The sequence below is a fragment of the Aeromonas sp. 30P genome, from assembly GCF_051919805.1.
Taxonomy (GTDB): Bacteria; Pseudomonadota; Gammaproteobacteria; order Enterobacterales; family Aeromonadaceae; genus Aeromonas; species Aeromonas veronii.
The window spans coordinates 2,231,478-2,245,068 of the sequence record NZ_JBQBEA010000001.1; the positions used below are offsets into that span (position 1 = coordinate 2,231,478).

General features: G+C 57.6%; 12 protein-coding genes. 6 read left to right on the forward strand and 6 right to left on the reverse strand.

From position 1 onward, the window contains the following. Nucleotides 1-19: 19 nt before the first annotated feature. The 6 genes from ACTG2B_RS10295 to ccoN form a co-directional block, all read right to left on the reverse strand. On the reverse strand, nucleotides 20-2,404 hold the full coding sequence (locus tag ACTG2B_RS10295; RefSeq protein WP_439995679.1) for a heavy metal translocating P-type ATPase: 2,385 nt from the start codon (nucleotides 2,402-2,404) through the stop codon (nucleotides 20-22). A gap of 86 nt (nucleotides 2,405-2,490) precedes the next feature. Continuing rightward, nucleotides 2,491-2,991, reverse strand: a complete 501-nt coding sequence (locus tag ACTG2B_RS10300; RefSeq protein ID WP_043820362.1) for a FixH family protein — start codon at nucleotides 2,989-2,991, stop codon at nucleotides 2,491-2,493. A gap of 140 nt (nucleotides 2,992-3,131) precedes the next feature. Further along, on the reverse strand, nucleotides 3,132-4,115 hold the full coding sequence (gene ccoP / locus ACTG2B_RS10305; RefSeq protein WP_019446377.1) for a cytochrome-c oxidase, cbb3-type subunit III: 984 nt from the start codon (nucleotides 4,113-4,115) through the stop codon (nucleotides 3,132-3,134). Next, the gene (locus tag ACTG2B_RS10310) at nucleotides 4,115-4,294 is read right to left on the reverse strand and encodes a CcoQ/FixQ family Cbb3-type cytochrome c oxidase assembly chaperone (protein ID WP_005336620.1); all 180 of its coding nucleotides are present in this window, start codon (nucleotides 4,292-4,294) and stop codon (nucleotides 4,115-4,117) included. The genes ccoP and ACTG2B_RS10310 overlap by 1 nt, the downstream gene beginning before the upstream one ends. Before the next feature lie 10 nt (nucleotides 4,295-4,304). Continuing rightward, nucleotides 4,305-4,919, reverse strand: a complete 615-nt coding sequence (gene ccoO / locus ACTG2B_RS10315; protein WP_005336618.1) for a cytochrome-c oxidase, cbb3-type subunit II — start codon at nucleotides 4,917-4,919, stop codon at nucleotides 4,305-4,307. A gap of 16 nt (nucleotides 4,920-4,935) precedes the next feature. Next, nucleotides 4,936-6,360, reverse strand: a complete 1,425-nt coding sequence (gene ccoN, locus ACTG2B_RS10320) for a cytochrome-c oxidase, cbb3-type subunit I (RefSeq protein ID WP_005336616.1) — start codon at nucleotides 6,358-6,360, stop codon at nucleotides 4,936-4,938. Nucleotides 6,361-6,641: 281 nt separating this feature from the next. Between ccoN and ACTG2B_RS10325 the strand changes: the two genes are divergently transcribed. The 6 genes from ACTG2B_RS10325 (at nucleotide 6,642) to ACTG2B_RS10350 (ending at nucleotide 13,478) form a co-directional block, all read left to right on the forward strand. Further along, entirely contained in the window at nucleotides 6,642-7,103 is a 462-nt protein-coding gene (locus tag ACTG2B_RS10325) for a hypothetical protein (RefSeq protein WP_005351925.1), read from the forward strand. 93 nt (nucleotides 7,104-7,196) lie between these two features. Continuing rightward, nucleotides 7,197-7,655, forward strand: a complete 459-nt coding sequence (locus tag ACTG2B_RS10330) for a GAF domain-containing protein (RefSeq protein WP_088868948.1) — start codon at nucleotides 7,197-7,199, stop codon at nucleotides 7,653-7,655. A 102-nt stretch (nucleotides 7,656-7,757) separates the two neighbouring features. Then, on the forward strand, nucleotides 7,758-8,396 hold the full coding sequence (gene proQ / locus ACTG2B_RS10335; protein ID WP_005351923.1) for an RNA chaperone ProQ: 639 nt from the start codon (nucleotides 7,758-7,760) through the stop codon (nucleotides 8,394-8,396). Between the two features lie 8 nt (nucleotides 8,397-8,404). Next, a complete protein-coding gene (prc, locus tag ACTG2B_RS10340; RefSeq protein ID WP_005351922.1) occupies nucleotides 8,405-10,420 on the forward strand; it encodes a carboxy terminal-processing peptidase in 2,016 nt (671 codons plus the stop codon). 144 nt (nucleotides 10,421-10,564) lie between these two features. Further along, nucleotides 10,565-13,189, forward strand: a complete 2,625-nt coding sequence (pepN, locus tag ACTG2B_RS10345; RefSeq protein ID WP_439995680.1) for an aminopeptidase N — start codon at nucleotides 10,565-10,567, stop codon at nucleotides 13,187-13,189. 67 nt (nucleotides 13,190-13,256) lie between these two features. Further along, the gene (locus tag ACTG2B_RS10350) at nucleotides 13,257-13,478 is read left to right on the forward strand and encodes a DUF2835 family protein (RefSeq protein WP_043820083.1); all 222 of its coding nucleotides are present in this window, start codon (nucleotides 13,257-13,259) and stop codon (nucleotides 13,476-13,478) included. The last annotated feature ends 113 nt before the right edge of the window (nucleotides 13,479-13,591 follow it).

Sequence of the window (13,591 nt, forward strand, 5' to 3'; positions counted from 1 at the left end):
CTATTTTCCGCCACCGGTCTCATCGGTTGAGGCGCATGGAGTTGGTCACCACGATGAGCGAGCTGAGCGACATGCCCGCCGCCGCCAGATAGGGGGGCAGCCAGCCGCAGGCCGCCAGCGGCAGCACCAGCAGGTTGTAACCGATGGACCAGGCGAAGTTCTCGATGATGATCTTGCGGGTACGCATTGCCAGCACTCTGGCCTCGAGCAGTCGGCTCAGGTCATCTGCCAGCAGGATGGCATCGGCGCTGTTTTTCGCCAGATCGGTGCCACCAGCCATGGCAAACGAGGCGTGAGCTCCGGCCAGTACCGGCGCGTCGTTGATACCATCGCCCACCATGATGCTGATATCCCCCTGGGCTTCCCGGGCCTTGAGGTAGGCCAGCTTGCCATCGGGTGAGACTCCCTTGACCAGCTCATCCACCCCCAGTTCCCGGGCAATCTCGTCTGCTTGCAGAGAGCTGTCGCCAGTCAGCACGGTAGTTTGCAGACCTGCCGCCTTGAATGCCGCGATCAGCGCCCTGGCATCGGAGCGCAGGGTATCTTCCAGATTGAAGCGGGCCAAGACCTGCTGCTCGTCGGCCAGATAGATAGCCAGACCGCGGCCGTGCTCTTGCGCCGGACCCAGCCCAAGCCAGCGGGCACTGCCGATGCGGTAGCGTACGCCATCCACCAGCGCTGTGATGCCGTGACCGATGACCGGGGTGATCTCGCGGGCGGATGGCAGCACACTGATACTGTCGGCGGGCAGCCGGAAGGCGCGGGCAATGGGGTGCTCGGATTGCGCCTCCATGGCCCGGGCGATGGCGAGGCAGTGCGTCTCGTCCATCTCTGCCAAGGTGGTGGTGCCGGTCAGACTGATCTCCCCTGTGGTCAGGGTGCCAGTCTTGTCCATCACGATCCGGTTGGCCTTGGTCAGCACGTCCAGCACATGACCGCGGCGCAGCAGAATGCCGTTGCGGGTCAGATTGGCGGTGGCCGAGGTCAGCGCCGTCGGGGTGGCCAGCGACAGGGCACAGGGGCAGGTGGCAACCAGCACGGCGAGAGTGACCCAGAACGCCTGATCCGGTTGATGGAAGTGCCAGAAGGTCCAGACCGCGGCGGCAATGATCAGCAGCACCAGAATAAAGTGGCGCGACAGTTGATCCGCCATCTGTGCGATGGCCGGTTTGTCATCGAGGGCGTGATCCTGTAGCCGCATGATCTGGGCGATCCGAGACTCTTCGATACGGTGGCTGACCCGGATCTGCAGCGGGGCATCCGTGTTGATGGTGCCGGCATAGACCTGATCGCCGGGCTGTTTGAGCAGGGGCAGCTGTTCACCGGTCAGCATGGATTCGTTGAGGCTGGCTTGCCCTTCGACAATGATGCCATCCGCCGGCAAGGTGGCGCCGGCCAGCACCCGTACCCGATCGCCGACCTGCAAGGTCTTGGCCGCTACCTCATGCTCCCCTTTATCATCGATGCGGGTCGCCATGATGGGCACCAGTCGAGCCAGGTTGGAGCTCGATTCCGACGCCTTGCGCCGGGCCCGCAACTCGAGAAAGCGCCCCAGCAGCAGGAAGAAGACGAACATGGTGATGGAGTCGTAATAGACCTCACCGGTATTGAACACGGTGGCCCACATGGAGGCGATAAAAGCCCCGATCAGCGCCAGCGACACCGACACATCCATCGACAGGTGACCCTGTCTCAGGCTGCGCCAGGCACCCACGTAAAAGGGCTGGGCCGAGTAGATCATGATGGGGGTGGAGAGCAGCAGGCTTATCCACTTGAAGTAGACCATGAACTCATCTTCAACGCTGATGAAGAGATCCATGTAGAGGGCCACGGCGCACATCATCACCTGCATCGAGCCCAGCCCCGCCAGTGCCAGCCGGAACATATAGCTGCGCACCTCTTTGGCGTAGAGCGCCTCCTGTTGATGGGTCTGGAACGGATAGGCACGATAACCGATCTGGGCAAATCCCTTGAGAATGTCACTCAGGGAGAGCTGGTCCGGATCCCACTTGATGCGGGCCCGGTGGGTGGTGGTGTTGACGTTGATGTAGCGCAGGCCACCAAGGGTCATCAGGTGGCGTTCGATAAGCCAGGCACAGGCGGCGCAGGTGAGCCCCTCCACCGTCAGCTGGATTTCGCGAAGGGTACCGCTGTCGGTGACAAACTCCTGTTGCACTTCTGCCAGATCGTAGTGGGTGAGGGCGGCCAGCTCCTCGGGCACCAGATCACCCTTGGTACCGGGGGCGGTACGGTGATCGTAGTAACTGGCGAGGCCGCACTCCATGATGGTTTCTGCCACAGCCTGACAACCGGGGCAGCACATGGGGCGAACAATCCCCTTTATCTCGAGGGAATAGCCACTATTGGCGGGTACCGGCTCGCCACAGTGAAAACAGGGAGTCATGCGTTATGCCCCTCTGAATGCAGAATGCAAGCAGCAGGGGCGGTGGCGAGAACCGGCTCGCCACAGTGAGAACAGCCGGTCATGGCTTAGCGTCCTTTCGGGTCGAGTTCGACAGGGGCCAGGGTGGGCAGCTGGACGGTCTCTTGCAATCGCCACTCATGATCAAAGGCATCGACCCGAATGTGCCACTTGCCGACCAGCGGCTTGTCGAAATGGAGGCGATAGGTGCCGCTCGCATCGGCGGTGATCATGTGTTCGCTGTCCTGACCGGCCAAGGTCGGGTGGAACAATGAGAGATAGAGAGCTTGCCCGGCAGGAATGTCACCGCTGATGGGTTTGAGGGTCAGCTCGTTGCCGTCAACTTCCAGCCCAAAGCGGATATTGAGCGCTTCGGAGCGGTCAAACTTGCTCAAGTCCTGATTGATCTCTTTCCCTTGTTTGTAATAGTCCTCGGCCACCAGATTGACCCCATCCTTGCTGGCGATGATGGCGGTGGCGATACTGCCGACAACGGCGGCAGTGGGGAGGGCGATGATAAACCAGGGCCAGAATTGGCGATACCACGGTTTGGATAGAGGTTGGGTCATGATTGCTACTGCCATGAAACGAATGATTAACGTGGAAGATGGTTTTTACGCAACACAAGATAACAAAAAGCCTCGAGGAGTCGAGGCTTTTTGCTGTGTAATCACGTGTTTATCACATGTTACAACGTTACGGGCGAACCTTATTTGGCAGACTGTTGATGAGACAGGCTGTAAACGTAGGAGGCCAGCAGGTGAACCTTGTCCTCACCCAGAATATCTTTCCAGGCTGGCATCACGCCGTGACGACCGTGGGTGATGGTTTGCACTACCACTTCGCGGGAGCCACCGTAGAGCCAGGTGTTGTTGGTCAGATCTGGCGCACCGACGGCAACACCGCCCTTGGCATCGGCCCCGTGGCAGGCAGCGCAGATGGCAAAGCGTGCTTCACCTTTCTTCGCTTCCACCAGGTCGACCTTGCGACCGGAGAGGCTCAGCACATAGGAGGCCACTTCCTGAACGCCATCTTTGCCGAGGATTTCACCCCAGGCCGCCATGATCCCCTGACGACCGCCCATGATGGTGGTCTTGATTTGATCAGGCTGGCCGCCCCATTGCCATTCGCTGTCGGTCAGGTTCGGGAAGCCGCGACCACCACGGGCATCGGAGCCGTGACACTGGGAGCAGTTCTGCAGGAACAGACGCTGACCCACTTTCAGGGCTTCCGGATCCTTGGCGATCTCGGTAATGGCACGATAGGTTTTGCCATCCGCTTCATAGGTGAGTTCACGGAACTTGGCGCCGTAGATCTCGTCAGCCTTGGCGACCTCACGGTCATACTCCACCGCGCGACCTTCGGCCTTGGCCGATTCGGTTGCAGCCTTGGACTCGGCCAGCGAGCGCACGTCCTGGTTGGAACTTTGCCAGCCCAGCAGGCCTTTGAAGTTGCCAAGCCCCGGGAAGGCGATCAGATAGACCAGACCGGTGACGATGAAGAAGAGGAACATGTAAGTCCACCACTTCGGCAGCGGGTTGTTGATCTCCTCGATGCCATCGAAGGAGTGTCCCATCGATTTGCCTTCTTCAACACCCATCTTGTCCTTGCGGCACCACATCAGCAGCAAGAAGCAGCCGAGGATGGTTCCCAGACTGATGACAGTCACAAAAATGCTAAACAGAGTGCTCATTATTGTTTCGCTCCTGCGTTCTTTTTATCAGCACCGGGTTGCTCATCATCGGCAAAAACCAGATTGGCAGCCTCGTCGAAAGAGGTCTTGCGGCGTTTGCTGTAGGCCCAGACGATGATGCCAATCATGATGGCCATCAACAGCAGGGTATACAGACCGCGAAATGTGCCGTAGTCCATCTTCGCCTCCTTATTTCAGGGCATGACCCAGTGATTGCAGATAGGCCACCAGCGCATCCAGCTCGGTTTTGCCCTTGACGGCTTCGCCCGCACCCTGAATATCGGCATCGGTATAGGGCACACCGAAGTGATCGCGGAACAGCGCCAGCTTCTTGGCCGTCATCTCACCGGTCAGCACATTGGTATCAAGCCAGGGGTAGGCGGGCATGTTGGATTCCGGTACCACATCGCGCGGGTTGATCAGGTGAACCTTGTGCCACTCATCGGAGTAACGGCCACCGACACGGGCCAGATCCGGACCAGTACGCTTGGAGCCCCACAGGAAGGGGTGCTCCCAGACGCTCTCACCGGCGACCGAGTAGTGACCGTAACGCTCGGTTTCGGCACGGAACGGACGGATCATCTGGCTGTGGCAGTTGGTGCAGCCTTCGCGAATGAAGATGTCGCGCCCTTCCATCTGCAGAGCGGTGTAGGGCTTGAGGCCCTCCACCGGCTCGGTGGTTTGCTTTTGGAAGAACAGCGGGGTGATTTCAACCAGGCCCCCCAGACTGATGGCAAAGATGATGCCGACCACCAGCATGGGAACGCTTTTTTCAAATATTTCGTGACGGTTATTGTTGCTCATGGGTTGACCTCTTCAATCATGCTGGCTGGGCGACAGGTTCCAGAGAACCTTTGGGCGCAGTGATGGTGCGATAGGCGTTGTAAGCCATCAGCAACATGCCGGTGACGAAGAAGCAGCCTCCCAGGAAGCGCACGAAATAGAAGGGATAGGATGCCTGCAGCGCTTCAACGAAGCTGTAGGTCAGGGTGCCGTCTTCGTTGACTGCACGCCACATCAGGCCCTGCATCACGCCGGAAATCCACATGGCAACGATGTAGAGCACGGTGCCCACTGTCGCCAGCCAGAAGTGAACGTTGATCAGCTTGACGCTGTACATACGACCCTGACCGAACAGGTTCGGGATCAGGTGATAGACAGCACCGATGGAGACCATGGCAACCCAGCCCAGCGCACCGGAGTGCACGTGACCGACGGTCCAGTCGGTGTAGTGGGAGAGGGCGTTGACGGTTTTGATCGCCATCATCGGGCCTTCGAAGGTCGACATGCCGTAGAAAGAGAGGGAGACGATCAGGAAGCGCAGGATGGGGTCATAACGCAGTTTGTGCCAGGCACCGGAGAGGGTCATGATGCCGTTGATCATGCCGCCCCAGGAGGGTACGAACAGGATCAGGGACATAACCATGCCGAGGGACTGAGCCCAGTCAGGCAGTGCGGTGTAGTGCAGGTGGTGCGGACCGGCCCAGATATAGAGGGAGATCAGCGCCCAGAAGTGGACGATGGAGAGGCGATAGGAGTAAACCGGACGACCGGCCTGCTTGGGCACGAAGTAGTACATCATCCCCAGGAAGCCAGCGGTCAGCAGGAAGCCTACCGCGTTGTGGCCATACCACCACTGCACCATGGCGTCCATGGCGCCGGAGTACATGGAGTAGGACTTCATGCCGGAGAGCGGCACTTCCATGTTGTTGACAATGTGCAGCACCGCAACGGTGATGATGAAGGCGCCGAAGAACCAGTTGGCCACATAGATGTGGGAGGTGGTGCGCTTCATCAGGGTGCCGAAGAAGACGATGGCATAGGCGACCCATACCACAGTGATGGCGATATCAATCGGCCACTCCAGCTCGGCATACTCTTTGGCGGAGGTGTAACCCAGCGGCAGAGAGATGGCGGCAGAGAGGATGATTGCTTGCCAGCCCCAGAAGACGAAGGTTGCCAGCGGGCCACCAAACAGTCTGGTTTGACAGGTGCGCTGCACCACGTAGAACGAGGTGGCCATCAGTGCACTGACGCCGAAGGCGAAGATCACTGCGTTGGTATGGAGGGGCCGCAGACGACTGTAAGTCAGCCACGGGGTCTCGAAGTTGAGGGCAGGCCAGATCAACTGGGCTGCGATCAGTACGCCAACCGACATGCCGACAATTCCCCAGACAATCGTCATGACGGTAAACTGGCGAACAACGGTGTAGTTGTACTCAGGATGGTTAGTTGTATGGCTCATCGTTATATTCCGCTTCCGATGCTGCTGTTGTTTGGTTTTGTATCCGGAGGACCGGACTGGCTTCATCAGCCACCGCCGACCAGTTGTTAACATCTGTTAACGAAAGGAAAAGCAAAAGATGGCTAAATGAAAACTGCATGGGAATGATACTGAACTGACAGGTAAAATAACAGTATAAACAGTGATATATTTGGCTCCGTCCGGTCTCGATATGGCAGTTTTTTACCTTGTTCGAGATCACAAAAAACTATTTTAATTGCATCTTAATCGGGCTGTTTTTGATGAAAGAGAGACTTACCGCACGTAAAGTTTTGCACCTCGTACTGGTATTGGCGCTGTTATTGGCGCTGATGGCCTATCGCACCTGGTTTTCGGCCGATAACAGCGTCTCTGCTGACCAGAAAAAAGATCAGATTTGTGATCTTTCCCACACCCCTTGCAGCGCGCTGATTGGTGACAAGCCACTGACGGTCGCCATCAAGGAATTACCGCTGCGCGCTGAACATGACTTTGCCATCGCTATTACCGGCGGCGATCCGGCCATCAAACCGGTGAAAGCGACACTCGAAGGCAAAGATATGTTTATGGGCACCATTCCGGTGAGCTTTGAAGAAATAGACGGACAGTGGCAGGGGGTGACACAGGTGGGGAGCTGTACATCACCCGTCATGATCTGGTTGTTAAATATCGAGTGGAGTAATGGTCAACGCCAGCAATTGGCGCTTTCCGTTGCCCGGGAATAACGGCGCAAGAGGTGGGGAGTGGAAAAAATATTTGAAATTTCCCGGCCAGGCGTTACCTTCCCCAAACCATCAGGGAGTGAAGTTCATTTAATCATGATTGAAAAACAACCGTTTTATCGCACCCTCAACCAGCAGGCCAAGGCGCTGCTGGAGGGGGAAACCGATCTGATTGCCAATCTGGCCAACCTCTCCGCACTGCTTAATCAGGAGCTGGAGGAGATCAACTGGGTCGGTTTTTATCTGTTGCAGGGCGAGACCCTGGTATTGGGGCCATTTCAGGGCAAACCGGCTTGCGTACGGATCCCGGTCGGCCGCGGGGTGTGTGGTACGGCAGTGGCAGAGGGGAAAACCCAGCTCATTGACGATGTCCACCAGTTCGACGGTCACATCGCTTGTGATGGCGCGAGCAACTCGGAAATCGTGATCCCGGTGCGCCGTGGTGGCGAGATCATCGGGGTGCTCGATATCGACAGTCCGATTTTTAACCGTTTCGACCAGCAAGACCGGATTGGCCTCGAAGAAACGGTGCAAATTTTGGAAAGCATGCTCTAAGTCATTGCTAGATGGTTCGCAAAAGGCCCCAAGCTCTCTATAATGGGGCCTTTGTTGTGCTCGGGACGTGCCCGTGCGTTTATATGAAAGCCAAGGTTATACATGGAAAACACTGAGAAGCTGAAGAACAGTAAAGAGATCGTTGCCTACCTGGTCGAGAAATTCCCGGCCTGCTTCGTTGCTGAAGGAGAGGCCAAGCCGCTCAAGATTGGCATCTTCCAGGATTTGGCCGAGCGTCTTGCTGACGATGCCAGAGTCTCCAAGACCATGCTGCGTTCCGCACTGCGTCAATACACCTCCAGTTGGCGCTACCTGCACGGTCTCAAAGCTGGCCAGGCTCGCGTTGATCTGGATGGCAACCCGGGCGAGCTGCTGACCGAAGAGCACATCGAGCACGCCAAGCAAGCTCTGAAAGAGAGCAAAGAGCGCGTATTCGCCAGCCGTCGTACCAATACCAAAGAGAAGGATGAGAAGGCCAAGAAGCCCCGTCGTCCTGCTGTGCGCAAAACCGAGAAAGCTGATGTAGCTGCCAAGCCGAAAGCTGCCGCCAAGGCACCGGTCGCTGACGCTCCGCTGGTTAAAGTGGATGCCGCTACGCTGAAAGTGGGCCAGGATGTGCGCGTCGTTATGGGTAAATTCCCGGTTCCGGCAACCATCAAGGAAGTAACCAAGGACGATGTACAGGTCCAACTGCAGACCGGCATGATGGTGCGGGTCAAATCAGAGCACTTGGTTCTCTAAGGAGACAAATGTTGAAGCATGGCGTAATTCGTTTTTCCCTCGTTGCCTGTAGCCTGGCGCTTGCCGGGCTTGCACAGGCCATCGAGCCGGTGCTCAAGGAGAGTGATTTGCCTGTGTTGGCTCAAGAGAGCCAACATGCTACGGCCAGCAAGCGAATTACCAATCTGTTTACCCGCTCGCACTACAAACAGTTCAAGCTGGACGATGCCTTTTCCTCCGTGATTTTCGATAAATATCTGGAGAATCTGGACTACAGCCGCAACCTGTTTTTGGCCTCTGATATCAGCCGTTTTGAAAAGTACCGTAACGGTTTTGACACCGACCTCGAAAGAGGCCGTCTGGCTCCCGCCTACGAGATGTTCAACCTGAGTCAGCAGCGGCGTTATGAGCGGTTCGAATACGCCCTCAAACTGCTTGATACTCCTTTCGATTTTACCCAGACCGACAACTATGTGTTTGATCGGGAAGGGGCGGCTTGGCCCAAAGATGAAGCAGAGCTCAACGAGCTGTGGCGTCAGCGGGTCAAGTTCGATGCCCTGAGTCTCAAGCTCAGCGGCAAGGAGTGGCCCGAGATCAAGGAGCTGCTTGGCAAGCGTTACAACAACGCTATCAAGCGGATGTCCCAGACCGAGAGCGAGGATGTCTTCCAGCTCTTCATGAACTCCTTCGCTCGCGCCATCGAACCGCACACCAGTTACCTCTCACCGCGCAGTGCCGATCGTTTCAACACCGAGATGAACCTCTCGCTGGAGGGGATTGGGGCCGTGTTGCAGGCGGAAGATGACTTTACCGTCATCCGTTCTCTGGTGCCTGGTGGTCCTGCTGCCAAATCCAACCACCTCAAACCCGATGACAAGATCACCGGGGTGGGGCAGGAAGATGGCAAGATTGTCGATGTGATCGGCTGGCGTCTTGATGACGTGGTCGAGCTCATCAAGGGGCCCAAGGGGAGCAAGGTCAAGCTGGAGATCCAGCGCGGCAAGGGCGCAACCGCCAAAACCGAGCAGATCGAGCTGACCCGCGACAAGGTGCGCCTTGAAGACCGGGCGGCCAAGTCCAAGGTGATTAACGCCGAAGGCAAGAAGATTGGCGTCATCGAGATCCCGAGTTTCTACGTCAATCTGCATGACGACGTGATCAAGGAGCTCTCCAGCCTGAACAAGAAGAAGATCGATGGCTTGATCATTGATCTGCGCGGTAACGGCGGCGGCGCCCTGACCGAAGCCTCCGCCCTGAGCGGTCTCTTCTTTGCCAGCGGTCCCGTGGTGCAAATTCGTGATCATATGGGCCGTATCACGGTCAATGGCGATGACGATGGCAACGTCTACTACGGCGGGCCCATGTCGGTGATGATCGACCGTTACAGTGCCTCGGCCTCCGAGATCTTCGCTGCGGCCATGCAGGATTATGGCCGCGCGTTGATTCTGGGTGAAAACTCGTTCGGCAAGGGGACGGTGCAGCAGCACCGCAGTCTCGCCAAGGTCTATGACTTCTACGAGCAGCCGCTGGGTCACGTGCAGTACACCATCGCCAAGTTCTACCGGATCGACGGTGGCAGCACCCAGAACAAGGGCGTTGCGCCGGATATCAGCTTCCCGACACCGGTTGCTCCGGAAGAGACGGGCGAAAGCCGTGAGTTCAATGCGTTGCCGTGGGACAAGATTGCCTCCGCCAACTACGAGAAACTCGGCAACTTCGCCAGCGTACTGCCCAAGTTGCAGGCGGCGCACGATGCCCGGATCGCCAAGGATCCCGAGTTTGCCTATGTGATGCAGGACATCGCCGACTACAAGGAGGAGAAAGACAAGAAGTCGGTCTCCCTCAACGAGGCGGAGCGTGTTGCAGAGCAGGCGAAACAGGATGAGAAAGCGCTCAAACGTACCAACGAGCGTCTGGCTCGTCTTGGCAAGCCGGCGGTGAAGAGTTTGGATGAACTGCCCGCTGATTTTGAAGCGCCCGATGAGTATCTCATCGAAGCGGCCAATATCACGGCGGATCTGGCCAAGGTCAGCAAACGCAGCTGACAAGGTGACCTCCAATGCACAAGGGCGACTGCGGTCGCCCTTTCTTTTTGTCTGGCGTATCTGACGTAATGCAAATTGTTTGACCCCGCCAGTCGGTTGTGACAGCCTCTTTCTCGCCTTTAACAAGCGTGGAAGCAGACAATAATGACCGATCACTCCCAGGCCATGACGGCCAAATATCGCCAGGATTATCAGGCGCCGCTCTACTGGATCGACACCATCGACCTCGATTTCCAACTGCAGGAGCCGCTGACCCAGGTCACCGCCATCACCCGCATTCGTCGCAACGGTGAGCACAATGCGCCGCTCGTCCTCGATGGTGAACAGCTGACTCTCAAGAGCGTTGCCATCGATGGCATTCCCTGCGACCACTACGAGCAAGGCGAGAGCAGTCTGACCCTGTTCAACCTGCCTGCCGAATGTGTACTGACCATCGTCACCCTGCTGGATCCGGCAGCCAACACCGCGCTGGAAGGGCTTTACAAGTCTGGCGATGCCTACTGCACCCAGTGTGAAGCGGAGGGCTTTCGCCGCATCACCTATTATCTGGACCGCCCCGACATTCTGGCGCGTTACAGCACCCGCATTACCGCCGACAAAGCTCAGTTCCCCTTCCTGCTCTCCAATGGCAACAAGGTCGACAGCGGTGATCTGGATGGCGGCCGTCACTTCGTGCAGTGGCAGGATCCTTTCCCCAAACCGAGCTACCTGTTTGCGCTGGTGGCCGGTGATTTCGATGTGGAGCGCAGCCACTACACAACCAAGAGCGGCCGCAAAGTGGCCCTCGAGATCTTCGTCGACAAGGGCAACCTGGATCGCGCCGGTTTTGCCATGGAGAGCCTCATCAACTCCATGCGTTGGGACGAACAGCGTTTCGGCCTTGAGTATGATCTCGACATCTACATGATCGTCGCGGTGGACTTCTTCAATATGGGCGCCATGGAGAACAAGGGGCTCAACATCTTCAACTCCAAGTTCGTGCTGGCCAATCCGGCCACCGCTACCGACAGCGACTACCACGGTATCGAACGGGTGATCGGTCACGAATATTTCCACAACTGGACCGGCAACCGTGTCACCTGCCGCGATTGGTTCCAGCTCAGCCTGAAAGAGGGGCTGACGGTGTTCCGGGATCAGGAGTTCTCCTCCGATCTGGGCTCCCGTGGCGTCAACCGCATCAACAACGTGCGTACCGTGCGCGGCCCACAGTTTGCGGAAGATGCCGGCCCCATGGCACACCCGATCCGCCCGGATGTGGTGATCGAGATGAACAACTTCTACACCCTGACCGTTTATGAAAAAGGGTCGGAAGTGATCCGCATGATGCACACCCTGCTGGGGGAAGATGCCTTCCAGGCCGGTATGCGTCTCTACTTCGAGCGTCACGACGGCTCGGCCGCCACCTGCGATGATTTCGTGCAAGCGATGGAGGATGCTTCCGGTGTGGATCTCGGTCGTTTCCGTCGCTGGTACAGTCAGTCCGGCACCCCCGAGCTGACCGTGACCGACGAGTACGATGCCGCGAGCGGTGTTTACCGTCTGCATGTGAGCCAGCACACCCCGCCGACTCAGGATCAACCGCAGAAGCTGCCGCTGCATATTCCCCTCGATATCGAGCTCTATGACGAGCAGGGGGCCGTCATCCCGTTGCAGTATCAGGGAAAGGCCATCGGCAACGTGCTCGATGTGCTGGAAGCGGAGCAGACCTTCGTATTCGATCGGGTGCCAGTTAAGCCGGTTCCCTCCCTGCTGCGGGACTTCTCAGCGCCGGTCAAGCTGCACTATGACTACAGCGATGAAGCGCTCGCCTTCCTGATGCGCTTTGCCCGCAACGAGTTTGCCCGCTGGGATGCGGCCCAGATGCTGATCAACAAAGCGGTCATCGACGGGGTGGCGCGGGTCCAGCGCGGGCAGGGGGTTGAGCTCTCCCAAACCCTGCTGGCCGCCTTTGTCGCCGTTCTGGACGACAGTGAACTGGATTTGGCCCTCAAGGCGGAGATCCTGGCGCTGCCCGGTGAAGCGACCCTGGCCGAGCTGTTCGAGATGGCCGATATCGATGCCATCCATCAGGTGCGCGACGCGATCCACACCCGTCTTGCCGAGGCCTTTGGTGCGCGCTTGGCGGCAACCTATCAGAGTCTGCGTCTGAATGGTTATCAGGTGGTGCATGCCGACATGGCTAAACGGGCCCTCAAAGGGGTAGTGCTCGGCTATCTGGCTGCGCTGGATGCGGAGCATGCTGATGCGCTGGTGCGCGAGCAGTATGCAACTGCCGACAACATGACCGACACCCTGGCGGCGTTGCAGGTGGCCAACGGCTATCTGTTGCCATGCCGTGCCGCGCTGCTGGCCGATTTTGAAGGCAAGTGGGCCAAGGATGGACTGGTGCTGGACAACTGGCTGCGGCTGATTGGCAGCAAACCGGCTGCCGATGTGCTTAGCGAAGTGAAACAGGCGATGAATCACCCCACTTTCAGCATTCGCAATCCGAACCGGCTGCGGGCGCTGATCGGCAGCTTCGCCATGAGCAATCAGGTGCAGTTCCATGCGGTGGATGGCAGCGGTTACCGCTTCCTGACCGATCTGCTGATCGAGCTCAACGAGGTCAATCCGCAGGTGGCCTCCCGCCTTATCACTCCGCTTATCCAGTTCAAGCGATTGGATGAGGCGCGCAAGGCCCTGATCCGCGCCGAGCTGACCCGTCTTGCCAACCTTGAGGGGCTGGCACGGGATCTGTTCGAGAAGGTAAGCAAGGCGCTGCAGCAGTAAGTGCCGACGGGGCAGGGGCGTTAACGCTCCTGCCCCACATTGATGTGCCGTGTGATCAGGAGCAAGCGTGAAGCAATTTACTTTTCGGCTCTCATTGAATAGCGATGAGGTGATGCTGATGTATCAGGGCCATGCCAGACGGTTGGTGGTGCGCAGCGAACAGGGATTGACCCTGGAACTTGGCATAGAAAAAATACGCCCCTTTGTCGCCATCAATGGTGTGCATGGCTACTTTCGGCTGAAAACCCAGGACGATTACCGCTTTATCAGCCTCGAACGCATAAGTTAACAAAAATAGAACAGATTACCGACTGTTTATCTGCTTTGTGTCACTATCTATCCGGTAAACTGGCACAAAGGTAGTGGGAATTTCTGTATTTTTGGTTATTTACAAAATTTCTC

Excerpts from the sequence above, each read along its gene's own strand:
- ACTG2B_RS10295 (WP_439995679.1), bottom strand. The coding sequence starts at position 2,404 with ATGACTCCCTGTTTTCACTGTGGCGAGCCGGTACCCGCCAATAGTGGC.
- ACTG2B_RS10300 (WP_043820362.1), bottom strand. The coding sequence starts at position 2,991 with ATGACCCAACCTCTATCCAAACCGTGGTATCGCCAATTCTGGCCCTGG.
- ccoP (WP_019446377.1), bottom strand. The coding sequence starts at position 4,115 with ATGAGCACTCTGTTTAGCATTTTTGTGACTGTCATCAGTCTGGGAACC.
- ACTG2B_RS10310 (WP_005336620.1), bottom strand. The coding sequence starts at position 4,294 with ATGGACTACGGCACATTTCGCGGTCTGTATACCCTGCTGTTGATGGCC.
- ccoO (WP_005336618.1), bottom strand. The coding sequence starts at position 4,919 with ATGAGCAACAATAACCGTCACGAAATATTTGAAAAAAGCGTTCCCATG.
- ccoN (WP_005336616.1), bottom strand. The coding sequence starts at position 6,360 with ATGAGCCATACAACTAACCATCCTGAGTACAACTACACCGTTGTTCGC.
- ACTG2B_RS10325 (WP_005351925.1), top strand. The coding sequence starts at position 6,642 with ATGAAAGAGAGACTTACCGCACGTAAAGTTTTGCACCTCGTACTGGTA.
- ACTG2B_RS10330 (WP_088868948.1), top strand. The coding sequence starts at position 7,197 with ATGATTGAAAAACAACCGTTTTATCGCACCCTCAACCAGCAGGCCAAG.
- proQ (WP_005351923.1), top strand. The coding sequence starts at position 7,758 with ATGGAAAACACTGAGAAGCTGAAGAACAGTAAAGAGATCGTTGCCTAC.
- prc (WP_005351922.1), top strand. The coding sequence starts at position 8,405 with ATGTTGAAGCATGGCGTAATTCGTTTTTCCCTCGTTGCCTGTAGCCTG.
- pepN (WP_439995680.1), top strand. The coding sequence starts at position 10,565 with ATGACCGATCACTCCCAGGCCATGACGGCCAAATATCGCCAGGATTAT.